Origin of the sequence: Pseudomonas chlororaphis subsp. aurantiaca, from assembly GCF_013466605.1 — a bacterium.
GTDB classification, from domain to species: Bacteria; Pseudomonadota; Gammaproteobacteria; order Pseudomonadales; family Pseudomonadaceae; genus Aquipseudomonas; species Aquipseudomonas chlororaphis_I.
The window spans coordinates 1381783-1406837 of record NZ_CP059162.1 but is presented as its reverse complement, the minus strand read 5'-3'; the positions used below and the strand labels follow the sequence as shown (position 1 = coordinate 1406837).

The 25055-nt window shown below is 62.3% G+C and carries 23 protein-coding genes and 2 tRNA genes; 20 read left to right on the top strand and 5 right to left on the bottom strand.

Annotated features, from left to right (window positions below):
- Positions 1-4: 4 nt before the first annotated feature.
- From H0I86_RS06350 to H0I86_RS06340, 3 genes are all read left to right on the top strand, one after another.
- Entirely contained in the window at positions 5-481 is a 477-nt protein-coding gene (locus H0I86_RS06350; RefSeq protein ID WP_180924415.1) for a YchJ family protein, read from the top strand.
- A 72-nt stretch (positions 482-553) separates the two neighbouring features.
- On the top strand, positions 554-1048 hold the full coding sequence (locus H0I86_RS06345) for an LEA/WHy family protein (protein WP_180924414.1): 495 nt from the start codon (positions 554-556) through the stop codon (positions 1046-1048).
- The gene (locus H0I86_RS06340; protein ID WP_007923047.1) at positions 1045-1245 is read left to right on the top strand and encodes an SEC-C metal-binding domain-containing protein; all 201 of its coding nucleotides are present in this window, start codon (positions 1045-1047) and stop codon (positions 1243-1245) included. Before H0I86_RS06345 ends, H0I86_RS06340 begins: the two co-directional genes overlap by 4 nt.
- A 126-nt stretch (positions 1246-1371) precedes the next feature.
- On the opposite strand, the gene H0I86_RS06335 is transcribed toward H0I86_RS06340, so the two are convergent.
- Positions 1372-1932, bottom strand: a complete 561-nt coding sequence (locus tag H0I86_RS06335; RefSeq protein WP_180924413.1) for a cysteine hydrolase family protein — start codon at positions 1930-1932, stop codon at positions 1372-1374.
- Between the two features lie 147 nt (positions 1933-2079).
- Here H0I86_RS06335 and H0I86_RS06330 point away from each other — a divergent pair, with 147 nt between their 5' ends.
- The 7 genes from H0I86_RS06330 to H0I86_RS06300 all read left to right on the top strand — a co-directional run bounded on the left by H0I86_RS06330 (position 2080) and on the right by H0I86_RS06300 (position 9844).
- Positions 2080-2724: a glutathione binding-like protein gene (locus tag H0I86_RS06330; RefSeq protein WP_180924412.1), complete on the top strand. Its 645-nt coding sequence runs from the start codon at positions 2080-2082 to the stop codon at positions 2722-2724.
- A gap of 185 nt (positions 2725-2909) precedes the next feature.
- The gene (locus tag H0I86_RS06325) at positions 2910-5333 is read left to right on the top strand and encodes a penicillin acylase family protein (protein ID WP_180924411.1); all 2424 of its coding nucleotides are present in this window, start codon (positions 2910-2912) and stop codon (positions 5331-5333) included.
- Positions 5334-5652: 319 nt separating this feature from the next.
- On the top strand, positions 5653-6435 hold the full coding sequence (locus tag H0I86_RS06320; protein WP_180924410.1) for a transporter substrate-binding domain-containing protein: 783 nt from the start codon (positions 5653-5655) through the stop codon (positions 6433-6435).
- Positions 6436-6491: 56 nt separating this feature from the next.
- The gene (locus tag H0I86_RS06315) at positions 6492-7220 is read left to right on the top strand and encodes an ABC transporter permease (RefSeq protein WP_180924409.1); all 729 of its coding nucleotides are present in this window, start codon (positions 6492-6494) and stop codon (positions 7218-7220) included.
- On the top strand, positions 7217-7927 hold the full coding sequence (locus H0I86_RS06310; protein WP_009047355.1) for an ABC transporter permease: 711 nt from the start codon (positions 7217-7219) through the stop codon (positions 7925-7927). Before H0I86_RS06315 ends, H0I86_RS06310 begins: the two co-directional genes overlap by 4 nt.
- Positions 7928-7947: 20 nt before the next feature.
- Positions 7948-9066: a succinylglutamate desuccinylase/aspartoacylase family protein gene (locus H0I86_RS06305; RefSeq protein WP_180924408.1), complete on the top strand. Its 1119-nt coding sequence runs from the start codon at positions 7948-7950 to the stop codon at positions 9064-9066.
- A 13-nt stretch (positions 9067-9079) separates the two neighbouring features.
- Complete coding sequence (locus H0I86_RS06300) at positions 9080-9844, top strand: ABC transporter ATP-binding protein (protein ID WP_009047353.1); 765 nt, start codon at positions 9080-9082, stop codon at positions 9842-9844.
- 85 nt (positions 9845-9929) lie between these two features.
- Here the strand turns inward: H0I86_RS06300 and H0I86_RS06295 are convergent, their stop codons facing one another.
- Together H0I86_RS06295 and dcd are read right to left on the bottom strand one after the other, a co-directional pair.
- Positions 9930-10136, bottom strand: a complete 207-nt coding sequence (locus H0I86_RS06295) for a hypothetical protein (protein WP_016702032.1) — start codon at positions 10134-10136, stop codon at positions 9930-9932.
- A gap of 106 nt (positions 10137-10242) precedes the next feature.
- The gene (gene dcd, locus H0I86_RS06290) at positions 10243-10809 is read right to left on the bottom strand and encodes a dCTP deaminase (protein WP_009047351.1); all 567 of its coding nucleotides are present in this window, start codon (positions 10807-10809) and stop codon (positions 10243-10245) included.
- A 352-nt stretch (positions 10810-11161) separates the two neighbouring features.
- Here dcd and H0I86_RS06285 point away from each other — a divergent pair, with 352 nt between their 5' ends.
- On the top strand, positions 11162-11371 hold the full coding sequence (locus H0I86_RS06285) for a cold-shock protein (RefSeq protein ID WP_002554837.1): 210 nt from the start codon (positions 11162-11164) through the stop codon (positions 11369-11371).
- Positions 11372-11516: 145 nt separating this feature from the next.
- On the top strand, positions 11517-12914 hold the full coding sequence (locus tag H0I86_RS06280; RefSeq protein WP_258019402.1) for a toxin-antitoxin system YwqK family antitoxin: 1398 nt from the start codon (positions 11517-11519) through the stop codon (positions 12912-12914).
- A gap of 94 nt (positions 12915-13008) precedes the next feature.
- Here the strand turns inward: H0I86_RS06280 and H0I86_RS06275 are convergent, their stop codons facing one another.
- Positions 13009-14016 carry a DUF481 domain-containing protein gene (locus H0I86_RS06275; RefSeq protein WP_180924407.1) on the bottom strand — a complete coding sequence of 336 codons (1008 nt, stop codon included), beginning with the start codon at positions 14014-14016 and terminating at the stop codon, positions 13009-13011.
- Between the two features lie 163 nt (positions 14017-14179).
- Here H0I86_RS06275 and H0I86_RS06270 point away from each other — a divergent pair, with 163 nt between their 5' ends.
- From H0I86_RS06270 to H0I86_RS06255, 4 genes are all read left to right on the top strand, one after another.
- Positions 14180-14533, top strand: a complete 354-nt coding sequence (locus tag H0I86_RS06270; RefSeq protein WP_009047348.1) for an MGMT family protein — start codon at positions 14180-14182, stop codon at positions 14531-14533.
- 44 nt (positions 14534-14577) lie between these two features.
- Entirely contained in the window at positions 14578-16155 is a 1578-nt protein-coding gene (locus H0I86_RS06265; RefSeq protein ID WP_180924406.1) for an AmpG family muropeptide MFS transporter, read from the top strand.
- Between the two features lie 129 nt (positions 16156-16284).
- Entirely contained in the window at positions 16285-18000 is a 1716-nt protein-coding gene (locus H0I86_RS06260) for a proline--tRNA ligase (protein ID WP_180924405.1), read from the top strand.
- Between the two features lie 17 nt (positions 18001-18017).
- Entirely contained in the window at positions 18018-18971 is a 954-nt protein-coding gene (locus H0I86_RS06255; RefSeq protein WP_180924404.1) for a hypothetical protein, read from the top strand.
- Positions 18972-19035: 64 nt separating this feature from the next.
- On the opposite strand, the gene dinB is transcribed toward H0I86_RS06255, so the two are convergent.
- Complete coding sequence (gene dinB / locus H0I86_RS06250; protein ID WP_180924403.1) at positions 19036-20100, bottom strand: DNA polymerase IV; 1065 nt, start codon at positions 20098-20100, stop codon at positions 19036-19038.
- 299 nt (positions 20101-20399) lie between these two features.
- Here dinB and H0I86_RS06245 point away from each other — a divergent pair.
- From H0I86_RS06245 to H0I86_RS06230, 4 genes are all read left to right on the top strand, one after another.
- Positions 20400-20476 (top strand) — tRNA-Met (locus H0I86_RS06245).
- A gap of 208 nt (positions 20477-20684) precedes the next feature.
- Positions 20685-20761 (top strand) — tRNA-Met (locus tag H0I86_RS06240).
- A gap of 366 nt (positions 20762-21127) precedes the next feature.
- Positions 21128-23689: a bifunctional lysylphosphatidylglycerol flippase/synthetase MprF gene (mprF, locus tag H0I86_RS06235; RefSeq protein ID WP_258019451.1), complete on the top strand. Its 2562-nt coding sequence runs from the start codon at positions 21128-21130 to the stop codon at positions 23687-23689.
- Complete coding sequence (locus H0I86_RS06230) at positions 23689-24984, top strand: virulence factor family protein (RefSeq protein WP_180924401.1); 1296 nt, start codon at positions 23689-23691, stop codon at positions 24982-24984. Before mprF ends, H0I86_RS06230 begins: the two co-directional genes overlap by 1 nt.
- Positions 24985-25055 lie beyond the last annotated feature (71 nt).

Here is a 25055-nt window from a genome sequence, read left to right as displayed (position 1 = left end):
TGCGATGAGTACCTCTATTTGTCCCTGCGGCAGCGGCAACCTGCTGGACGCCTGCTGCGGCCACTACCACGCCGGCCACCCCGCGCCCTGCGCCGAGGCCCTGATGCGCTCGCGCTACAGCGCCTACGTGCTGGGCCTGGTGGATTACCTGGTGGCCACCACGCTGCCGGCGCAACAGAGCGGCCTGGATCGCCAGTCCATCAGCGACTGGAGCGCGCAAAGCACCTGGCTGGGCCTGGAAGTCGAAAGCTCGGAAGTCTTCGGCGGCCAGCCGGAGCACGCGTTCGTCACCTTCACTGCACGCTGGCATGACAGCAACGGCGAACACAGCCATCGCGAGCGCTCATCCTTCGTGCAGAACAGCGGGCACTGGTATTTCATCGACCCGACCGTGCAACTCAAGGCCGGCCGCAACGATGCCTGCCCCTGCGCCAGCGGGCAGAAATTCAAGAAGTGCTGCGCCAGCTATTTCGCCAGCTGAATCCCCGCCCCTGAGCCTGTCCTCGCGTGCGCTCCACGGTTGCTAGACTGGGAGCTCAAACGGAGTAACGCCATGGTCGTTCATCTGCGCGCACTACGGACCCTAGGACTGCTCACGGTGTTGGCGCTTTCGGGCTGCGCCTCGTGGTTCGTCGACGACACCCTCGACCCGCAGGTGCACCTGGTCAAGGTCGAGGTGATCAAGGCGAATTTGCTGGAGCAGCGCTTGCGCCTGCACTTTCGTGTCGACAACCCCAACGATGCCGACCTGACCGTCCGCGCCCTGGAGTACCGGGTTCATCTCGGCGGCGTGTTGCTGGCGGAGGGTGAGCATGAACACTGGTTCACCATCGGCCCCAAGCACAGCGCCTACTTCCAGGTCCCCGTGCGCACCAACCTGTGGCCGCAGATACGCCAGGTGGTGAAATGGCTGAAGGAACCGCAGCAACCGATCCCCTATCGCCTGGACGGATTGCTGGAAACCGGATTATTCATCGGCCATGACGTGCACCTGGCGCGCAAAGGCGAGATAATTCCCGCCGATTTTATTCCGGAGCAACCTCGATGACCCAGCAACCCCATGTCCATGGCCCTGACTGCAACCACGATCATGACCACCACGATCACGACCACGGCCATGTTCACGGTCCGCATTGCAACCACGCCCACCAGGAGCCGGTGCGCAACGCCTTGAAAGATGTCGGCCGCAACGACCCTTGCCCATGCGGCAGCAGCAAGAAATTCAAGAAGTGCCACGGCGCCTGATGCCGTAACGCCCTGCCTTCCTGCCTTTATGCAGGAGCAAGGGGAGCACCCAGCTCTTGCTCGCGATGCGGGCGACTCGGTTAATCAATCTGATCGAGTCGATTTCATCGCGAGCAAGCTTCGCCCCTACAGAGACAAAGGCAAGATCTGCTTCACCGTAGTCACCGTCGCATACTCGCCATGCAGATTGCCCAGCGACATGGCATGCACCTCCTCGGCGCTGTGGGCCTGGCCGAAAAAGTCGACCTTGTCGAAGGTGTAGCAGGCGTCTTCCACCACCCAGGTATCGAACCCCAGATTGCCGGCGGTCCGCGCCGTCGATTCCACCGAGTTGTGGGTCGCCACACCGACAATCACCAGTTGGCCGATCTCGGCCTTGCGTAAATCGGCCTCCAGGGTCGTGGCGCAGAAGGCATCCGGCACCTGCTTCTGGATCACCGCTTCAGCGCCCTGCGGCAAAAACCGCTGCTGAAACTCCACCCCCGACTGCCCTGGCCAGAACACCGACTGCTCGCTGCGCGACAGATGCTGCACATGGATCAGCGGCCGCGCCGTCTGGCGCCAGTAAGCCAGCAACTCGGCGATGCGCTCCTCGGCCTCGGGGTTGTTACGCCGCCCGAGCCTGGGATGCAGGATGCCCTGTTGCTGATCGATCAGGATCAGCGCTGCATTGGTCTGAAGCTCCATGCTGACTTTTCTCGTGTCGGGTCATTGAATTCCACGCACTTCAACATCACCTCTCCAGACAGGCAAGCCGTCGAACGTAGACCGGACCACCGAATACCGCTGCTGGCTATCCGTAGCAGAATGTCCTTCGTTTACCTGGAGAGCTCCATGATCGATCTGTATTACTGGACCACCCCCAACGGCCACAAGATTTCCCTGTTCCTCGAGGAAACCGGCCTGCCCTACAGCGTGCACCCGATCAACATTGGCCAGGGCGAGCAGTTCAAGCCCGAGTTCCTGAAGATCGCGCCGAACAACCGGATCCCCGCCATCGTCGACCATCAGCCGGCCGACGGCGGCGCGCCGCTGTCGCTGTTCGAGTCCGGGGCGATTCTGCTGTACCTGACGGAAAAGACTGGGCAATTCCTGCCCAAGGACCTGCGTGGTCGCCAGGAAGCCCTGCAGTGGCTGTTCTGGCAGATGGGCGGGCTGGGGCCGATGGCCGGGCAGAACCACCATTTCAGCCAGTTCGCTCCGGAGAAGATCCCCTACGCGATCAAACGCTACGTCGATGAAACCGCGCGCTTGTACGAGGTGCTGGACCGACGCCTGGCGGACCGCGATTTCGTCGCCGGCGGCGAATACAGCATCGCCGACATGGCGATCTATCCGTGGATTGTGTCCCACAAGTGGCAAAGCCAGAACCTGGAAGACTTCCCCAACCTGCACCGCTGGTTCAACCGCATCCTCGATCGCCCCGCGACCGCGCGCGCCTACGCCATCGCCGCACGGATCAACCCACCCAAATCCTGAGGCCCGATAGTCCACTGCCGGCCGGTAAACAGCGGTGACTGCTCTGTTTCGGGCAGCCGCGGAACGGCCGGCGCGGGCTATTTATCCGGCAACGCAGAAATACTCTCAGCCCCCGCTTGCGCGGCACTCGCCTGCTCACTAACGTAGCGCCTTTATCGACGCTACCCCCCCGCAGGAGCTTTGCCATGGCCTCGCCAGCCTTCTCACATTTTCTTCCCCGGTTCGGCGTTGCCGCGGCAGTGGCCGGCGTTCTCAGCCTGGCCGGTTGCCAGTCATGGAACACCCAGGACAGCCTGCCGCCGACCTCCGGCGTGCAACCGCTCAAGGGCCTGGCCCAGAACGTTTCGGTCCGGCGCAATGCCATGGGCATGCCGCTGATCGAAAGCAACACCTTCCACGATGCGCTGTTCGCCCTGGGTTATGTGCACGCCAGCGACCGGATCAACCAGATGGTGACCCTGCGCCTGCTGGCCCAGGGCCGGCTGGCCGAGATGTCCGGTGCCGACGTTCTGGACGTCGACCGCTACATGCGCGCGGTCAACCTGAAAAACAGTGCCAGCGAGCTGTACAAAGCCTCGTCCCCGCGGATCAAGCGCTTCTTCGAGGTCTACGCCCGCGGGGTCAACGCCTACCTGTTCCGCTACCGCGACAAGCTGCCACCAGACCTGGCCGCCACCGGCTACAAGCCCGAATACTGGAAACCGGAAGATTCGGCGCTGATCTTCTGCCTGCTGAACTTCAGCCAGTCGGCCAACCTGCCGGAAGAAATCAACGCACTGGTGCTGGCGCAGAAAGTCGGCGCCGACAAGCTCGCCTGGCTGACCCCGAGCTACCCGGACGAACCGCTGCCGCTGGCTGAGAGCGACAAGCTCAAGGGCCTCAACCTGAATGTCCCGGGCCTGAGCGAAATCAGTGCCGCCGCCGGCAAGCTTGGCGAACTCAACCCGCTGAGCGTCGCCGGCGCCAGCAACTGGGCCATCGCTCCTCAGCGCAGCCGCAGCGGCAAAAGCCTGCTGGCCGCCGACAGCCACTCGCCAGCATGGAACCTGGTGCAGATCCGTGCGCCCAAGTACCAGGCCGCGGGCGCCTCGATCGCCGGCCTGCCGATAATCGTCCAGGGCTTCAACGGCAAGGTGGCCTGGAGCATGACCTCGGTCGCCGGTGACAACCAGGACCTGTTCCTGGAGAAACTCAAGCGCCAGGGCAATGCCCTGTATTACGAGGCCAACGGCAAATGGCTGCCGGCCGTGGTGCGCAACGAAACCTACTTCGTCAAAGGCCAGCGGCCGATTCGCGAGGTGGTCTATGAAACCCGTCATGGCGCCCTGCTCAACAGCGCCAGCAACCTGAGCGGCGGCTACGGCCTGGCTCTGCAACAGCCGGACCTCAAGGACGACAAGAGCCTGGACGCGTTTTTCGACCTGTCGCGGGCGCAGAACGTGGAGCGGGCTTCCGACGCCAGCCGCGAGATCCGCGCCATCGGCCTGAACATGCTGTTCGCCGATGCCGGCCATATCGGCTGGCAGGTCACCGGCCGCTTCCCCAACCGTCGTGAAGGCGAAGGCCTGCTGCCGTCGCCGGGCTGGGAAGGCCGTTACGACTGGGACGGTTATGCCGACCCGATGCTCCACCCCTATGACCAGGACCCGGCCCAGGGCTGGCTGGGCACCGCCAACCAACGGATCATCCCCCACGGTTACGGCATGCAGCTGTCCAACTCCTGGTACTACCCGGAGCGTGGCGAACGCCTGGCCGAACTGGCCGGCAACGGCAAGCACGACGGCCGCAGCATGATCGCCATGCAGTACGACCAGACCACCCCCTTCGCCGCCAAGCTGAAGAAGATGTTCGAAGCCCCCGGCATGGCACAGCCCCTGAAGAAAGCCATCGACGCCCTGCCCGAAGCGCAGCGCAGCAAGGCTCGCGAGGCCTACAGCCGCCTGATGGCGTTCGACGGCAAACTCAGCCCGGTGTCGGCCGACGCGGCGATCTATGAGCTGTTCCTGCAGGAAAGCGCCCGGCAGATCTTCCTCGACAAACTGGGTCCGGAATCCAGCCCGGCCTGGAAGGCCCTGGTGGCCAACGGCACGCTGTCCTACTCGGCCCAGGCCGACCACCTGCTGGGCCAGGAAGACAGCCCGTTCTGGGATGACAGCCGCACCCCGCAAAAAGAAGACAAGCCGGCGATCCTCGCCCGCAGCCTGGCCGCAGCCATCAGCGCCGGTGAAAGCCAGCTGGGTGGCGATCGCCGGGCCTGGCAGTGGGGCAAGCTGCACAGCTACCACTGGAAGAACGCCAATGGCCAGGTCGTTCGCGGGCCGCTGCAGGCCGGTGGCGATCACAGCACCCTGAACAGTTCGCCGTACCGCTGGGGCCAGGACTTCACGGTGACCGAGGCTCCAGCGCTACGGCTGATCGTCGATTTTGGCCAGAGCGAACCGCTGAGCGTCATCAACAGCAGCGGCCAGTCGGGCAACCCGGCCAGCCCGAACTACCTGAACGGCATCGACGCCTGGCTCAAGGGCCAGTACCTGAGCTTGCCGCTGCAACCGCAGAACTTCGACCGCCTCTACGGCAAGACCCGCCTGACCCTGGCGCCAGGCAAGTAACACCGGCCAGCCCGCCCCTCTCCACAAGGGGCGGGCTTGAGCCCGGTAACGCTTCAATCCCCTCGCCGATCCGGCCCTGCCACGCTCCCGGCAGCCGCGCCCTTTCCTGCTCGAAATTTCTCACGCGCCCTATTGATGCAAGGCTTCGCGCACGCTCTTTTTTGGGGCACAGCCGACGCACGGCAGGCTCTCGCACCACCTTTTAAAACAGTTGTTCGGGACTCTGGTTCGGAAATTGCTACTTTCATTAAGTCTGACGCGTTGCAGTAACAGTACTAATGCGCCACAAGCGCTCATATTGGTTTTCAGGGATTTAATAATGAAAAAAGCATTGCTGACCCTTTCTGCACTGGCTCTCTGCATGGCCGCCGGTTCCGCGCTGGCCAAGGAATACAAGGAACTGCGCTTCGGCGTTGACCCGTCCTACGCACCTTTTGAATCCAAGGCCGCCGACGGCAGCCTCGTCGGCTTCGACATCGATCTGGGCAACGCCATCTGTGCCGAACTGAAGGTCAAGTGCAAATGGGTCGAAAGCGACTTCGACGGCATGATCCCGGGCCTCAAAGCCAATAAATTCGACGGCGTGATCTCATCCATGACCGTCACTCCGGCCCGCGAGAAAGTCATCGACTTTTCCAACGAACTGTTCTCCGGCCCGACTTCCTACGTGTTCAAGAAAGGTTCCGGCCTGACCGAAGACACCGCATCGCTCAAAGGCAAGACCGTCGGCTACGAGCAGGGCACCATCCAGGAAGCCTACGCCAAGGCCGTGCTGGACAAGGCCGGGGTGAAGACCCAGGCCTACCAGAACCAGGACCAGGTGTATGCCGACCTGATCTCCGGGCGTCTCGATGCGTCGATCCAGGACATGCTGCAAGCCGAACTGGGCTTCCTGAAGTCGCCACAGGGCGCCGACTACGAGGTGAGCAAACCGGTGGACAGCCCCCTGCTGCCGTCCAAGACAGCTATCGGTATCTCCAAAGGTAACAAAGAGCTCAAGGCTCTTCTGGATAAAGGTATCAAAGCGTTACACGACGATGGCACCTACGCCACCATTCAGAAAAAGCACTTTGGCGATCTGAATCTCTACAGCGGTAAATAAGCTCCTGGCGCCCATCCTCGATGGGCGCCTTTTTTATCGCCACAGGTCTCTGATTTATGTTCGAAGAACTTCTGCAAACCCTTGGGCTTTCCGCCTTCAGCCTCAAGGGGTTCGGTCCGTTGTTGCTGGAAGGCACCTGGATGACCATCAAACTCTCGGTATTGTCGCTGTTACTCAGTGTCCTGCTCGGCCTGCTCGGCGCCAGCGCCAAACTCTCGCGGCTGGGTCTGCTGCGCCTGTCCGCCCAGCTCTACACCACGCTGATCCGCGGCGTACCGGACCTGGTGCTGATGCTGCTGATTTTCTACAGCCTGCAAACCTGGCTGACCACCTTCACCAACTTCATGGAATGGGAATACATCGAGATCGACCCGTTCAGCGCCGGGGTCATCACCCTGGGCTTCATTTATGGGGCGTACTTCACCGAAACCTTCCGTGGCGCCATCCTCGCCGTGCCGCGCGGGCAGATCGAAGCCGCCACCGCCTACGGCCTCAAACGTGGCCAGCGTTTTCGCTTCGTGGTGTTTCCACAGATGATGCGTTTTGCCCTGCCGGGTATCGGCAATAACTGGATGGTGATGCTCAAGGCCACCGCACTGGTGTCGATCATCGGCCTGGCCGACCTGGTCAAGGCGGCCCAGGATGCCGGCAAGAGCACCTATCAGCTGTTCTACTTCCTGGTGCTGGCAGCCTTGATCTACCTGGTCATCACCAGCGCCTCCAACATCGTCCTGCGCTGGCTCGAACGCCGTTATGCCGCGGGCGCGCGGGAGGCGGTGCGATGATCGAGCTCCTGCAGGAATACTGGAGACCCTTCCTCTACAGCGACGGCTACAACGTCACCGGCCTGGCGATGACGATGTGGCTGCTCAGCGCCTCGATCTTCATCGGTTTCCTGGTGTCGATCCCACTGTCCATCGCCCGGGTCTCGCCCAAGCTCTACCTACGCTGGCCGGTGCAGTTCTACACCTATCTGTTTCGCGGCACACCGCTCTATATCCAGCTGCTGATCTGCTACACCGGGATCTACAGCATCGCCGCGGTCCGCGCCCAGCCCATGCTCGATGCGTTCTTTCGCGACGCGATGAACTGCACCATCCTCGCCTTCGCCCTGAACACCTGCGCCTACACCACGGAGATTTTCGCCGGGGCGATCCGCAGCATGGCCCATGGCGAGGTCGAGGCGGCCAAGGCCTACGGCCTCAGCGGCTGGAAGCTGTACGCCTATGTGATCATGCCGTCGGCCCTGCGCCGCTCGTTGCCCTACTACAGCAACGAAGTGATCCTGATGCTGCACTCGACCACCGTGGCCTTCACCGCGACCATCCCGGATGTGCTGAAAGTCGCCCGCGACGCCAACTCGGCGACCTTCATGACCTTCGAGTCCTTCGGCATCGCCGCGCTGATCTACCTCACCGTGACCTTCGCGCTGGTCGGCCTGTTCCGTCTCGCCGAACGCCGCTGGCTGGCCTTCCTCGGGCCGACCCACTAGAACAAGGCAAATCATCATCCATGCGCCAACAGACTCATGATCTGCTGACCCCGGTGCCGGGGACCACGCGCCAGATCCACAGCTTTCACTTCGGCCCCGAGCGGGCCGAAGGCAAGATCTACATCCAGTCGTCACTACACGCCGATGAACTGCCGGGCATGCTCGTGGCCTGGCACCTCAAGGCGCGCCTGGCGGAACTGGAGGCCCAGGGCCGCCTGCGCAGCGAAATCGTCCTGGTGCCGGTAGCCAACCCGGCCGGCCTGGAACAGGTATTGATGGACGTGCCGCTGGGCCGCTACGAGCTGGAAAGCGGGCAGAACTTCAACCGCTGGTTCCTCGACCTCGGCGAAGAAGTCGGCAACGCCATCGAAGGCCAACTGGGCGACGCCCCACGACACAACCGCGAAATCATCCGCGCCAGCCTGCGCAACGCCCTGGCACGGCAGACCGCCGGCACTCAGTTGCAGTCCCAGCGCCTGGCCCTGCAGCGCCTGGCCTGCGACGCGGACATGGTGCTGGACCTGCACTGCGATTTCGAAGCCGTGACCCATCTGTACACCACGCCCGAGGCCTGGCCGCAGGTCGAGCCACTGGCCCGCTATATCGGCTCGCAAGCCAGCCTGCTGGCCACCGATTCCGGCGGCCAGTCGTTCGACGAATGCTTCACCCTGCTCTGGTGGCAATTGCAGCAGCGTTTCGGCGAGCGCTTCGCCATTCCCCAGGGCAGCTTCTCGGTCACCGTCGAGCTGCGCGGCCAGGGCGACGTCAACCACGACCTGGCCAGCCGGGATTGCCAGGCCATACTGGATTACCTGACCTATTTTGGCGCCATCGCCGGCGAGGCTCCGCCCCAGCCCGAGCTGCCCTACCCGGCCACGCCGCTGGCCGGCGTGGAACCTGTGGCCACGCCCGTGGGCGGCCTGCTGGTATTCACCGCCCTGCCCGGGGAGTACCTGGAAGCCGGGCAGCAGGTGGCCGAAGTCATCGACCCGATCAACGATCGCGTCACCCCCGTTCATTGCAGCTGCGCCGGCCTGCTCTACACCCGCTCGCTGCGCCGCATGGCCACGGCCGGCATGGTGATCGCCCATGTCGCCGGCCACGAAGCCTATCGCAGCGGCTACCTACTTTCGCCTTGAGGATGCATGCCCCATGTACAAACTGACCATTGAAGGCCTGCATAAATGCTACGGCGACAATGAAGTGCTCAAAGGTGTTTCGCTCAAGGCGAAGACCGGCGACGTGATCAGCCTGATCGGCGCCAGCGGCTCGGGCAAAAGTACCTTTCTGCGCTGCATCAACTTCCTGGAAACCCCGGACGACGGCGCCATGAGCCTGGACGGCCAGCCGATCCGCATGGTCAAGGACCGCCACGGCATGCACGTGGCCGACGCCGACGAACTGCAGCGGATTCGCACCCGCCTGGCCATGGTGTTCCAGCATTTCAACCTGTGGAGCCACATGACGGTGCTGGAGAACATCACCATGGCCCCGCGCCGGGTGCTGGGCGTCAGCAAGAAGGACGCCGAGGAGCGCGCCCGGCGTTACCTGGACAAGGTCGGCCTGCTCCCCCGGGTGGCCGACCAGTACCCGGCCTTTCTCTCCGGTGGTCAGCAACAGCGGGTGGCAATTGCCCGGGCCCTGGCGATGGAGCCGGAAGTGATGCTGTTCGACGAACCCACCTCGGCCCTCGACCCGGAACTGGTGGGCGAAGTGCTCAAGGTGATCCAGGGCCTGGCCGAGGAAGGCCGGACCATGATCATGGTCACCCATGAAATGAGTTTCGCCCGCAAGGTGTCCAGCCAGGTGCTGTTCCTGCACAAGGGCCTGGTGGAAGAGGAAGGTGCGCCGGAAGAGGTGCTGGGCAATCCGAAGAGCGAGCGCTTGCAGCAGTTCCTCAGCGGTAACCTGAAGTAAGCCAGGCGCCTCTATGGATAAAGGCCAGCCCGCCGGGACCTCGATGGAGTCCGGCGGGCTGGCCTTTTTTGTAGGTTGGCGTCAATCAGGCGACAGGAGCGGGAGGAGGCTCGTCCGGCAAGGTTGGCTCGCCTGGTTCGGTCGGCTCGGCGGGTTGCGGGGTATCCGGGTCAGGCTGACCGGGAATGCCGCCTGCCACACTGGGGTGCGCCAGCAGTGACCAGGCCAGGACGCCGACCTGATTGGGCTCAAGTCTGGCAAGTGTGGCGCTTATAAGCGGATCGATCTTCATGGGGCACTCCTGAGCTAAGCACGGTCCGCTGTGCGCAAACCGGGGCAGTCCTCTGGTTAGAGTATCTGCCCGCTGAGGAATTCCCGCTATTCGTCAGACGACGGACTCAGGTACGCGGCAGGGTCACGCCACGCTGGCCCTGGTACTTGCCGCCACGGTCCTTGTAGGACACTTCGCACTCTTCGTCGGACTCCAGGAACAGCATCTGCGCCACGCCTTCGTTGGCGTAGATCTTCGCCGGCAAGGTAGTGGTGTTGGAGAACTCCAGGGTCACGTGACCTTCCCACTCAGGCTCGAGGGGGGTGACGTTGACGATGATGCCGCAGCGGGCGTAGGTGCTTTTACCCAGGCAGATGGTCAGCACGTTGCGCGGAATGCGGAAGTACTCGACGGTGCGGGCCAGGGCGAAGGAGTTGGGTGGAATGATGCACACGTCGCTCTTGATGTCGACGAAGCTGCCGGCGTCGAAGTTTTTCGGATCGACAGTGGCCGAATTGATGTTGGTGAACACCTTGAACTCATCGGCGCAACGCACATCGTAGCCGTAGCTCGAGACACCGAAGGAAATCAGCCGATCCGAGCCTTCGCCACGCATCTGGCGCTCCACGAAAGGTTCGATCATGCCGTGCTCTTGCGCCATGCGGCGAATCCACTTGTCCGATTTGATGCTCATGGCGGGTGTCCTGAAATAGCGAGGTGGAAAAAATCTGTCCGGCATCTTACCGGGGTGCGCCTGCGGGTTCAAAGTCTGGACCGCTTTTCTCGCTGAAAGCCGCAATACTTGCGGGCTGGAAGGTATATACGGCACCGCCAGTCACTAAAAGCGCGAATCCTTGGCAAAGAACATTGGCAGGTTCCGGAAAAAGGGTTAAGGTGGCGTCACTGTGCTGCTTGTGTCACTGAGAATCTCTACACGATGTTGAATTTCGATCCAACCATCTCCAAGAATTTTTCCTGCTCTTTGCACTCAGTCTCGGCCAGGGCTTTTCCTGAGTCGCAGTTAACTTTGTCCAAGGAGATACACCATGTCTAATCGCCAAACCGGTACCGTTAAGTGGTTCAACGATGAAAAAGGCTTCGGCTTCATCACCCCACAATCCGGTGACGACCTGTTCGTACACTTCAAAGCTATCCAATCCGACGGCTTCAAAAGCCTGAAAGAAGGCCAACAGGTTTCTTTCATCGCTACCCGCGGTCAGAAAGGCATGCAAGCTGAAGAAGTTCAAGTTATCTAACTTGTACTGAAACAGTAAAAAGCCCCGCCCTCAAAGCGGGGCTTTTTTGTGCCCGGATGTTTTTGCTTAATGGCACCCACGCTATATGATCCGCCCCCTCGGACAATCATATGGAAATAGCAGGATGCCGTTCAGACACTGGAAGTTGTCGAGCGCAGCGGTGCTCACACTCGCCCTCCCTCTCGCACTCAACGCCACACCTCGCCCCGACCATCCAACGGTCATCGTCGGCATGGACAGCGACGCCAGCTACATTGCCAAGGATTCGAAACAACAAGCCGAGTTGCGGCGCGCCGTGCTGCTGGAGCTTTCCAGCGCCCATCGTTGTGGCAGCAACGAGGTTTACCTCACGCCGGAATCCTCAGGCATCCCCACTGAGTCGTTCGGCCAGGTCCTGGAAGAAATCCAGCAACTGATCGATGACCAGACCCCACTCTTGCTGACACTTTCGGACTGCGACGGAAAACGAGCCTTTTTCGAAAAAGTGCGGCCCTGCACCGCCCAGGAGTGCGCTGAACTGACAGCCTCCCTGGTCGACGGCAAGCTCTACCTCGACGAGCACTACGCCCCGACAGGCCAAGGCCAAGCCTCGTACTTCCTGACGATGCCAATGAGCTACGACGACCGGCAAAAGGCCTGGAACGCAAAAATCTTCTACGTCGAATCAGGCACCCTGCGCCGGGACTATTTCGTCAGCGCCGAGGACTTCGTTTCGGGCAAGGCTGTTCATGCCTCGAAAACCTACTATCCGGACGGCCAGCTCCGCCACAGCGTTGGTTATGACCTCAATGGCAAACGCCAGGGAGAGGCGCTGACCTACTCCGAGAGCGGTGTCGTGGTTAAACGCTCGAACTATCGGGACAGTCTCCTCGAGGGCTGGCAGAGCGCTTACCACGACAATGGCAAAGTCGCCGACTCCTACAACTGGCGCCAGGGCAAACGCGTCGACGGCGAATACCTGGAGTACGACGAGAACGGCAAGCGGGTCGGGCGCATCAGCTACCGTGCAGACCTGCCGGATGGCCCAGCTATCAGCTACTACCCGGATGGCCAGATCAAAGACAGCGGACAGTTCGTTGCCGGCAAGAAAGTCGGCCCCAGCCTGTCCTACTACCCTGACGGCACACTGGAAAGCACCGTCGATTTCGTCGACAACCAGCCCGTGGGCTGGCAAATCCAGTACCACCCCAACGGCAAGGTAAAGCAGAAGCAATTCAACGACGAACACGGCACCCAGCGCAGTTATGCCCTCTGGAACGAACAGGGCGTGCAAACCCTCCAGTGGCAATGGGATGACCAGCACCGCGAGCAGGGCGACTTCAAGGCATGGTACGACAACGGCCAGCTCAAGGATCACAAGATCTACAAGGACGCGAAACTCGGAGGCCCTGCCGTTACCTGGTACGAAAACGGTCAGATGGAATCATCTACGGATTACCTGGATGGCAAAGCGCACGGCTGGATACGCCTCTGGAACGAGGACGGCAGCCTGCAGAGCGAATGCCAGTACCAGACAGGCGCCCGTCAAGGCGCATGCAGTTGAGCCGGGCATAACACAGCGCTATTCCCCCTCCCCGCCGCCAAGACAGTCCCGCTGGTGCAAACCGCGGGACTTCCTCATTCAAGACCCGCAAACCTTACCAGGCGACGCCAAACCCCGCGGTGTAACGGGTCTTGTTGAGATCGCTCTCCTTGGTGCCACTGATGATGTCCCGTTCGGCCTTGAGGTTGAGCGACGCCCACTCCGTGACCTTGTAGCGCAGGCCGATCTCGGCATCCAGGGCGTAATCGGCAATATTGGACAGCGGCCTGCCCACCTCGCCATTGGTAAACAGCTCGACCCGCTTGCCAATCAGGTAACGGTTGTAGTCCCACTTCATGGCCAGGGAATAGAAGTTGTCTTTGCCACCATCCTTGTACTCGTAGTCGGTGCGGTTGAGCAGCGAACCCAGGGAGAACGCCCCCAGTTCGTTATCCCAGAACTGGTAACCCGGACCGGTACCCACCACACGCTGGCGGGCCAAATCCTCGACCTTGTCACGCTTGTAGTTCAGCCGCCCTTGCCAGAACCACTTATCGGTGAGGAAGCGGTCCAGCGCGTATTCGGCGCGCCAGTTGTCGGTGGTGACGACATCGTTCTGGAATTCGCGGTTGTACTCGCCTTCCGCCGTGTGTCGCCACTTGCCGTGGCGCGCCGAAGTCTTGAAGTCGATGTCGTAGTCGTCGGTGTCCTTTTCCGCCCGCTGATAATCCAGCGCCATGTCGACATTGCCCTTCCATACCAGGTCCTCGACCACCGGCTTGGGCTTCATGATCTGCTGGATGCTCGCCAGTTCGACGGTCTTCGGCGTCTCGCCATTGGCCAGGGTGACCTTGCCGTCTTCCGCCGCGCGCAGGGACTTGGCCTTCTCGCCGGTGTAGGCATCCTGCTTGACCAGCAGCTCCTGATCGCTCTCCAGCGTCTTGACCTGCTTCCAGTCGATCGGGATGGCCCCGCCATACTCGGTCTGGATCAGTAACTTGCCACCATCGAACACTTTGATCTTGCCGCTCAGACGGTCACCGTTCTTCAACCAGACGGTATCGGCGAGCAAAGGTGTGGAGGTGCTGAAAACGGCAAGGCACAACAGGGTTCTGGACAACATAAACAGATACAGGACTCGAGTTTGCGAAAAAAACCGGCATTATCCACATGAATAAAACCTCAGGTAGGGACTGACTCGACTATCTATAGTGAGTTCAATCCTCAACGGTTAATAAACCCTTTGTCCTACAGACGGTTTAAAGCCTGCATCAGGAAACCCGAACGTGATCGAACCGCTCGACGCCGACCAAAGCCCCGCCGAAATCCGACGCACGGCGCTCTACCTGACCCTGGCCCAAGTCCCGGAAGGCAAGGTAGTCAGCTATGGACAACTGGCGGAAATGGCGGGCCTGGGTCGCGCCGCACGCTGGGTGGGACGTACCCTCAGCCGGTTGCCCGCCGACACCACCCTGCCCTGGCACCGTGTACTGGGTGCGGGCGGGCGCATCAGCCTGCCCGTGGGCAGTGCATCGGGCGACGAACAGCGCGCGCGACTGCGTATGGAAGGTGTCTCGATCCTGAACAATCGTGTGGATATTCGGCGCCATGGCTGGCGTCCGGTAGAGCACAGCGGTTAGAGTGCGCGCTTTGTTTCCGTAATTCTTGAGGCAGACTCCAGCCCATGCCCCGTAAAACCTGGCGCGCCGCGCTCGCCGCCTATGCCAGCCCCTCGACGCTCGTGCTGTTGCTGCTTGGTTTCGCCGCCGGCCTGCCCTACATGCTGGTGTTTTCGACACTTTCAGTCTGGTTGCGCGAAGCCGGCGTGGCCCGCGAGACCATTGGCTACGCCAGCCTGATCGGCCTGGCCTACGCCTTTAAATGGGTCTGGTCGCCCTTGCTCGACCAATGGCGCCTGCCCCTGCTGGGCAAACTCGGGCGCCGCCGCTCCTGGCTGGTCCTGTCGCAATCGCTGGTGCTGCTCGGGCTGATCGGCATGGGCTTCTGCGATCCGCAAAAGCACCTGTCCTGGCTGATCGCCATTGCCGTTATCGTCGCCTTCGCCTCTGCCACCCAAGACATCGCGGTGGACGCCTACCGCCTGGAAATCGCCGAAGACAGCCGCCAGGCCGCCCTGGCCGCCGCCTATATGTCCGGCTACCGCGTCGCCGCCCTGCTGGCCACCGCTGGCGCCCTGTTCTTCGCCGAAGGTTTCGGCTCCACCGGTTTCAGCTACAAGCACTCGGCCTGGACCGGCACCTACGTGCTGTTCGGCGTGCTGATGATCCCGGCCCTGCTGACCACCCTGTTCATGCGCGAACCACCCGTACCGCTGCGCACCCAGCTGTCGGCCGGGCGCTACAGTTTCTTGCACCAGTTGGTGTCGGTATTCGTGCTGATCGTGCTGCTGGTGTCCGTGCCGGCGATGTTCACCCAGCTGTACAACACCGACTTCGCCAGCGTGCTGTTCGAAGGCGTCAGCCTGCTGGACCTGCTGCTCGAAGACCGGGCGTTCCTGCGCGCCATTCTCTACACCATCCTGACCGCGCTGTGCCTGTCGGCCATGGGTCGCCGCGGCCTGGCCCCGGTGCTGACGCCGGTCAACGACTTCATCCTGCGCTACCGCTGGCAAGCCCTGCTGCTGCTGGGCCTGATCGCCACCTACCGGATGTCGGACACGGTGATGGGCGTGATGGCCAACGTGTTCTACATCGACCAGGGCTTCACCAAGGACCAGATCGCCAGCGTCAGCAAGATTTTCGGCCTGATCATGACCCTGGTCGGCGCCGGCATGGGCGGCCTGCTGATCGTGCGCTTCGGCATCCTGCCGATCCTGTTCATCGGTGGCGCCGCCTCGGCCGCGACCAACCTGCTGTTCCTGATGCTGGCCGACATGGGCCCCAACCTGCAGATGCTGGTGGCGACCATTTCCCTGGACAACTTCAGCTCGGGGCTGGCCACCTCGGCCTTCGTCGCCTACCTGTCGAGCCTGACCAACCTGAAGTTCTCGGCGACCCAGTACGCCCTGCTCAGCTCGATCATGCTGCTGTTGCCGCGCCTGATCGGCGGTTATTCGGGGGTCATGGTGGAGAAGTTCGGCTATCACGACTTCTTCCTGATCACCGCCCTGCTCGGCGTGCCGACCCTGGTCCTGATCGCCCTGCACTGGTTCCAGGAAAGCCGCCGCGCCGAACCGCCGGAAGCGCCCGAAGCCACACCGCCGGCCACTCCACCCGCTGCAGCTGCCAGCGAAGAACCCTAGGAAACACCGGGGCACACCGGCATTCATCCGGCGCCCCGACCTCTCCCGGCCGCAATCCTGTACGCCAACGGTTCTCGCCCGTACAATGCTTCGTCATTTCTAGTCTTCAGCAACCGACAACGGCCTACCATGCGCACCAGTCAATTTTTGCTCGCCACACAGAAAGAAACGCCTTCCGATGCGGTCGTGATCAGCCATCAGCTGATGCTGCGCGCCGGCATGATCCGCAAACTGGCCTCGGGCCTGTACACCTGGCTCCCGATGGGCCTGCGGGTGATGCGCAAGGTCGAAGCCATCGTTCGTGAAGAAATGAACGCCGCCGGCTCGCTTGAAGTGTTGATGCCGAGCACCCAGCCGGCTGAACTGTGGCAGGAATCCGGTCGCTGGGAGGAGTACGGCCCTGAACTGCTGCGCTTCAAGGATCGCCACGGTCGCGACTTCTGCGCCGGCCCGACCCACGAAGAAGTGATCACCGATCTGGCCCGCAACGAGCTGAGCAGCTACAAGCAGCTGCCGATCAACCTGTACCAGATCCAGACCAAATTCCGCGATGAAATCCGTCCACGCTTCGGCCTGATGCGCGGTCGCGAGTTCATCATGAAGGACGCCTATTCCTTCCACGCCGACCAGGCATCGCTGCAGGTCACCTATGACCGCATGCACCAGGCCTACTGCAACGTGTTCACCCGCCTGGGCCTGAAATTCCGTCCGGTCGAAGCCGACAACGGCTCCATCGGCGGCGCCGGCTCCCATGAGTTCCACGTACTGGCCGAATCCGGCGAAGACGACATCGTTTTCAGCAACGGTTCCGACTACGCGGCGAACATCGAGAAAGCCGAAGCCGTGCCACGGGAAACCTCGCGTCCGGCGCCGAGCGAAGAGCTGCGCCTGGTCGACACCCCTGACGCGAAAACCATCGCGCAGCTGGTGGAAGGCTACAACCTGCCGATTGAAAAGACCGTCAAGACCCTGGTGGTGCACGCCGAGGAGGCCGGCAAGCTGATCGCCCTGATCATCCGTGGCGACCACGAGCTGAACGAAATCAAGGCCGCCAACCAGCCTGGCGTCGCCAGCCCGCTGGTCATGGCTTCGGAAGCCGAGCTGCGTGACGCCATCGGCGCCGGCGCCGGCTCCCTGGGCCCGCTGAACCTGCCGCTGCCAATCATCATCGACCGTTCGGTAGCCCTGATGAGCGACTTCGGTATCGGCGCGAACGTCGACGACAAGCACTATTTCGGCTTCAACTGGGAACGCGACATGCCGCTCCCGACCGTCGCCGACCTGCGCAACGTCGTCTCCGGCGACCCGAGCCCGGACGGCAAGGGCACCCTGGAAATCAAGCGCGGCATCGAAGTCGGGCACATCTTCCAGCTGGGCAACAAGTACAGCAAGGCGATGAAGTGCGAAGTGCTGGGCGAGAACGGCAAGCCGGTCACCCTGGAAATGGGCTGCTACGGCATCGGTGTGTCCCGCGTGGTGGCTGCGGCCATCGAGCAGAACAACGACGAGAACGGCATCATCTGGAGCGACGCCCTGGCCCCGTTCCAGATCGCCCTGGTACCGCTGCGCTATGAAACCGAGCAGGTTCGCGAAGCCACCGACAAGCTGTACGCGCAACTCACTGCCGCCGGCTTCGAAGTGCTGCTGGACGACCGCGACAAGAAGACCAGCCCGGGCATCAAGTTCGCGGACATGGAGCTGATCGGCATTCCACACCGGATCGTGGTCAGCGACCGCGGCCTCGCCGAAGGCAACCTGGAATACAAGAGCCGTACCGAAGCCGAGGCGCAAGCGCTGCCAGTGGCTGACGTGCTGTCCTTCCTCCAAGCCCGTATCCGTCGCTGAAACCAGATAGAGAAGTCATGTTCAAGCGAAACACCTTAAGCCTCGGTGGCGCCGCCTTGTGCGGCGCCCTGTTGCTCAGCGGCTGTGCCAACCAGATGTCGCAACGCAGCGAGCACGAGGAACGTGTCGAGCGCAAATTGCTCGATCACAGCCTGCAGATCGATGTCGGTGAGCCTAAGGTGCTTGAGCTGCCGCAACGCCGGGTACGCATCCACGAACAGAAGACCTTCGAAGTCACCGAGTTCGAAGTCACGCGTCGCTACGATCGCTACACGCCCTATCAACCCTGGCGGGAGCTCTACGAGATCCCGCTGGGCGCGGTAGCCGTGGTCGCCGGGGTCGGCGCCAACGTGGTCAATGTGTTTGCCCTGGGCAATCTGCCGGACAGCGTCACCAAGGACTGGATCAGCTACGGCGTGGCCGGGCTCAACCCGTTCATGAACGTGCAGTCCCACGGTCGGGCGCAGCAGAACCTGGCGGGCATCGATGAAGTCCAGCGCGACAAGCGCGTGGAGTATTCGAGCCTGCCCTGGAGCGAACGTCCGGTGCAGGTCAAGGCCGGCAAGGAAACCCATGAGCTGAGCACCGACCGCAACGGCGTACTGCGCCTGAACCTGTTGGACAGCCCGTTTTCCGAGCAGGACCTGAACCACATCGGCAAGCTGCAGATCAGCGTCGCGGATGCCCAGGACGACGTGCATTCCGACTCGTCGCTGACCATCAGCAACACCCTGCGCGGCAAGCTGCAGGAAGCGCACAACCTGATCTACGACGATCTCGAAGACGACGAAGTGAGCCAGTGGGTGCACCGGGTCAAGCGTCTCTCCGAACTGGGTATGGAAGAAGAAGCCAGCGAACTGGAGCAGAGCCTGATCGAGCTGACCCGCAACGATCCGGAGCTGCAAAGCGAGTTTCTCAAGTCGCTGACCAAGAACGCCGGCCGCCTGGTCGCCGATCCCGGCGCCCATTGATCTGAAAACCATCGCGAGCCAGCTGCTCCCGCACTGCAGGAACGGGCTCGATCGCGATGTTTTTTCAGGAGCGGTTGAACAGCTCCAGCTGTTCATGCCCGCCGCGCAGATCCTGCAAACGCACACCAATCCCCAATAGCCGCACCGGCCTGTCCCCGCGCTTGAACGCCTGGGTCAAAAGCTGCCGGTAACTCTCCAGGTCCCGCCCTGCCCCCGCCTGTTCGAGCGTGGTCTGGGTGAAATCGTGAAACTTCACTTTGACGAAGGGCTTGCCCGGACGATAACTGCTGTCGATTCGTTCGATCCGGCCGGCCAGGGTCTGCATCAGTTCCGGGAGTTTATCCAGGCAGCTCTGCAGATCGGGCAGATCGACGTCGTAGGTGTTTTCCACACTGATCGACTGCCGGCGACTGTCGTTCTGCACCGGCCGCTCATCGATGCCCCGGGCCAGGTTCCACAGGCGTTCGCCAAAACTGCCGAACTCGCGCACCAGCGCCAGCTTGCTCCATTCGCGCAATACCTCGCAGTTGACGATGCCCAGGCGCCCCAGCTTGTCGGCGGTGACCTTGCCCACGCCATGCAACTTGTTGACCGGCAAGGCCGAAACAAAGTCCTCGACCTGGTCCGGGGTGATCACGAACAGGCCGTTGGGCTTTTTCCAGTCGCTGGCGATCTTGGCCAGGAACTTGTTCGGCGCCACCCCGGCCGACACCGTGATATGCAGCTGATTGGAGACCCGGCGGCGAATATCCTGGGCGATGCGCGTGGCGCTGCCGGCGAAGTTGGGGCTGTCGGAAACGTCCAGATAGGCCTCATCCAGGGATAAAGGCTCGATCAGGTCGGTGTAATCGCGAAAGATCGTATGAATCTCTTTCGACGCCTCCCGATAGGCCTCCATGCGCGGCTTGACGATCAGCAGGTCGGGGCACAGCGTCAGCGCATGCCGCGAGGACATGGCCGAACGCACGCCAAAGGCACGGGCTTCATAGTTGCAGGTGGCGATCACCCCGCGCCGCTCCGCCGAGCCGCCCACCGCCATCGGCCTGCCGGCCAATTGCGGGTCGTCGCGCATTTCGATGGCGGCATAGAAGCAATCGCAGTCGATGTGGATGATTTTGCGCTGCGTCATATAAAGGCAGAGTTCATGGAAGCAAGAGGTCGATCACAAAACAGGGCGACAGTATCTCACCAGGAACTGTATATAGCACCAGTAGTTTGATTTCTCCTGCCCGGCGCCAGAAAAATCGGACGATGAATTTGTTTCCTCAATCGGCCAGAGCCCTTCAATAGAGCTGAAAGCCTTGTGCAGCATGCCCCCGAGGTCGATTCCAAGACTGCTATTTCAAGCTAAACGATTGAACGAGAACAGTTTTTTTCGCCTGATCGGTTGACAGACCGGCGATCCTCTGTAGAATGCCGCCACACAGACGCGGGATGGAGCAGTCTGGTAGCTCGTCGGGCTCATAACCCGAAGGTCGTCGGTTCAAATCCGGCTCCCGCAACCAAACATCAAAAAAGGCTACTCGAAAGAGTGGCCTTTTTTGTGCGCGCCGGTTTTATCTCCACGCCTTGTGCGAGTGTCGCGCAAAAAAACAAAACCCTTTGCACCATCGGGACTTAACCCGCCTTGCGAGTCATTCAACACTTATTTGACTCAACGGATCATTAACGGTTGACACTCCAGCATTCGTCTGTAGAATGCCGCCACACAGACGCGGGATGGAGCAGCCTGGTAGCTCGTCGGGCTCATAACCCGAAGGTCGTCGGTTCAAATCCGGCTCCCGCAACCAAACATCAAAAAAGGCTACTCGAAAGAGTGGCCTTTTTTGTATCTGTCGAAAAAATCTTTTCGCAACAATGACCTGGCAATCTCCCGTGAACCGTCAGTCACCTCCCCCACTCTTTCCAACCCACTATGCTCATTGCCAGGCTGTCGCTTGAAAACGCTGGCCGTCCGGGCTCGCAGGGCCATGGTGAGACGCGTTAATATTTGAAACTATTTTTTCTGCAGGGATTGGTAACTTGGCTGGATACCCCCATCCTGTCGCGCACAATCCACGAGGTGATTGATGCGCGCCAACTCGTCTGACTCACAAGACACCGATACCGTTACAACGAACCAACCGGTTGCGGCCACCCGCTTGCGCTGGCTGGAGATGTTGAGCAAATACCGCCAGCCGATCGGCATGGTCGTGACCCTGCTGCTGTTCGGTATCGCCCTGATTGCCTGTCGCCACCTGCTCAGCGAGCTGGATCTGTATGCCCTGCATGACTCGATCCTCGACGTGCCTAAACCGGCCCTGCTCGGCGCCCTGGCCGCGACCGTGGTCGGCTTCGTCATCCTGCTCGGCTACGAATGGTCCGCCAGCCGCTACGCCGGGGTGAACCTCCCGCCGCGTACCCTGGCCCTCGGTGGTTTCACCGCCTTTGCCATCGGCAACGCCATCGGCCTGTCGCTGCTCTCCGGTGGCTCGGTGCGTTACCGACTCTATGCCCGGCATGGCGTGGGCGCCGGCGACGTCGCCCATATGACGCTGTTCGCCAGCCTGTCCCTGGGTTGCGCCCTGCCACCGCTTGCGGCCCTGGCGACCCTGAGCAACCTGCCCGCCGCCTCCGCCGCCCTGCGCCTCTCCGAGGGCCTGCTGGCCAGCATTGCCGGCGCCGTACTGCTGCTCTGCGCGATCCTGGTCATCGGTATCTACCGGCGCCGCCTGCCCGAACAGCCATTGCCGGACAACCTGCTGGTCAAGGCCGGGCGCCGCACCCTGCGCCTGCCGGGACGCCGCCTGACGCTCCTGCAACTGCTGATCACCGCCCTCGACGTCGCCGCGGCAGCCACCGTGCTGTATCTGCTGCTGCCCGAAGCACCGCCCTTCGGCGCCTTCCTGCTGGTCTACCTGCTGGCCCTGGCGGCCGGCGTGCTCAGCCACGTACCCGGCGGCGTCGGGGTGTTCGAAGCGATTCTGCTGGCCGCCTTCGCCGACAAGCTCGGCGCGGCGCCACTGGCCGCAGCCCTGCTGCTGTACCGGTTGATCTATGTGATCCTGCCGATGCTGGTGGCCTGCGTCCTGCTGCTGATCAATGAAGCCCAGCGCCTGTTCCAGACCCGTCAATCGCTACGGGCGGCCTCGGGCCTGGCGGCGCCGATCCTCGCGGTGCTGGTGTTCCTGTCCGGCGTGGTGCTGCTGTTTTCCGGTGTGACCCCGGAAATCGACACGCGCCTGCAACACATCGGTTTTCTGATCCCGCACCGCCTGGTGGATGCCTCGCACTTCGGCGCCAGCCTGGTCGGGGTGCTTTGCCTGCTGCTGGCCCAGGGCCTGCGCCGGCGCCTGTCCGCGGCCTGGATCCTCACCACCATCCTGCTGCTGGTCGGCGCCGTACTCTCGCTGCTCAAGGGCTTCGACTGGGAAGAAGCCAGCCTGATGACCCTGACCGCCAGCCTGCTGGCGATCTTCCGGCGCTCCTTCTACCGGCCGAGCCGCCTCACCGAACTGCCGTTCTCGCCGCTGTACCTGGTGGCCAGCGTCTGTGTGCTGGGTGCCTCGATCTGGTTGCTGCTGTTCGCCTATCAGGACGTGCCCTACAGCCATCAGCTGTGGTGGCAGTTCACCCTCGACGCCGACGCCCCGCGGGGCCTGCGTTCTCTGCTGGGGGCCGCGGTGTTGCTGGTGGTGGTGTCCCTGACCTGGCTGCTGCGCACTGCGCGCCCGGTGATTCACCTGCCCAATGGCGAGGAACTGGACCGCGCGGCGAAGATCCTCATGGCCTCGTCCCAGCCCGACGGCGGCCTGTCCCTGACCGGCGACAAGGCCTTGCTGTTCCACCCCAACGACGACGCCTTCCTCATGTATGCCCGGCGCGGCCGCAGCCTAGTGGCGCTGTACGACCCGATCGGCCCGACCCAGCAACGGGCCGAGATGATCTGGCAGTTCCGCGACCTGTGCGACGTCCACCATGCGCGTCCGGTGTTCTACCAGGTGCGCGCGGAAAACCTGCCGTACTACATGGACATCGGCCTGACCGCGATCAAGCTCGGTGAAGAAGCCCGGGTCGACCTGAATCGCTTTGACCTCGAAGCCAAGGGCAAGGAGATGAAGGACCTGCGCTACACCTGGAACCGTGGCACCCGGGATGGTCTGTCGCTGGAAATCCATGAGGCCGGGCACGCGCCGATGGACGAGCTGAAAGTCATTTCCGACGCCTGGCTGACCGGCAAGAATGTCCGCGAGAAAGGCTTCTCCCTCGGACGCTTCAGCGAGGACTACCTCAAGCATTTCCGTATCGCGATCATTCGTTTTGAAGGACGTCCGGTGGCCTTCGCCAACCTGCTCGAGACCTACAGCCACGACCTGGCCAGCCTCGACCTGATGCGCGCCCACCCGGAGGCTCCCAAGCTGACCATGGAATTCATGATGGTCGGCCTGATCCAGCATTATAAAAACCATGGGTATGCCCGCTTCAGTCTGGGCATGGTGCCGTTGTCGGGCCTGCAACCCCGGCGTGGCGCGCCACTGACCCAGCGCCTTGGATCGATGGTTTTCCGTCGGGGTGAGCAGCTGTACAACTTCCAAGGGTTGCGCCGTTTCAAAGACAAATTCCAGCCTGACTGGGAACCTCGTTACATGGCCGTGCCCGCCGGACTGGATCCGCTGGTGGCACTGGCCGATACCGCCGCCCTGATTGCGGGCGGCCTGACTGGATTGGTGAAACGCTGATGATTCAACGCTCCTGGCGGTATGTATTAGCCACTCTGGTGGTGTTTGCCCTGATAGCGGGAGGCGGCTACTGGTACTGGAATCGTCCGGCCCCCCAACCGACCCTGGAACACCTGGCCCAGACCGATGGCTCGACCCTGACCCGCGTCACCCCGGCCGCCCAGGCCAAGGCCCGGGTGGCCGTGGCCGTCCTCGCCGACGAAGCCCTGACCGATACCCAACTCATGGCCCTGAGCCGCGGCGGCGCGGCGCAGATCGTCCAGGTGATCCTGCCCAAGGACGACTGCAAGCTGCAGGAACAAGCCCTGCAGAACGCCCTTGGCCAACTCAAGGGCCCGGCGACCCTGGTCAGCGGCATCGGCCCTGGCGCCGCCCTGGCCTGGCGCTGGATTGCCACCCAGAACGACGACAAGGCCCAGGCCGTGTCGGTGGGCTTTACCATCAACCCGGCCCCGGGCTGCACCGACCCACTGCCCAAGACCCTGGCCCACGGCCACTGGCTGGTGGCCTGGAACGACAACCCGGATGACGAAAGCGCCGGCTTCGTGCGTGACACCCCCAATGCCAGCACCAGCATCAGCGACTACGACATTCACCTGCCCCAGGTGCTGAACAACGAGCTGCGCAAGCTGCTGGTGGGTTCGGACAACGGCGGCCTGAACATCCCGGTGGTCGAAGTGCCGGCCGGCCAGGCCAAGGACACCGTGACCCTGTTCCTCTCCGGCGACGGCGGCTGGCGCGACCTGGACCGCGACGTGGCCGGCGAGATGGCCAAGATCGGCTACCCGGTGGTCGGCATCGACACCCTGCGCTACTACTGGCAGCACAAGACCCCGGAACAGAGCGCCACCGACCTGACCGAACTGATGCAGCACTACCGGCAGAAATGGGGCACCAAGCGCTTCGTGCTGACCGGCTACTCGTTCGGCGCCGACGTGCTGCCGGCCATCTACAACCGCCTGCCGGAAGCCGAGCAGCAGCGGGTCGACGCCATTATCCTGCTGGCCTTCGCCCGCACCGGCAGCTTCGAGATCGAAGTCGAAGGCTGGCTGGGCAACGCCGGCAAGGAAGCCGCCACCGGCCCGGAAATGGCCAAGCTGCCAGCGGCCAAGGTGGTGTGCATCTATGGCGAGGAAGAAGTCGACGAAAGCGGTTGCACCGACAAGACCGCCGTCGGCGAAGCCATGAAGCTGCCGGGCGGCCACCACTTCGACGAGAACTACCCGGCCCTGGCCCAGCGCCTGGTCAACGTCATCGAGAAACGCCAGGGCAAGGACAAGGTCGCCAACGAGTGATCTGAATGGCCCAGACAAAAGCCCCCGCTGCCAACCGGTACCGGGGGCTTTTTCATGCCCTTGGAACGCGC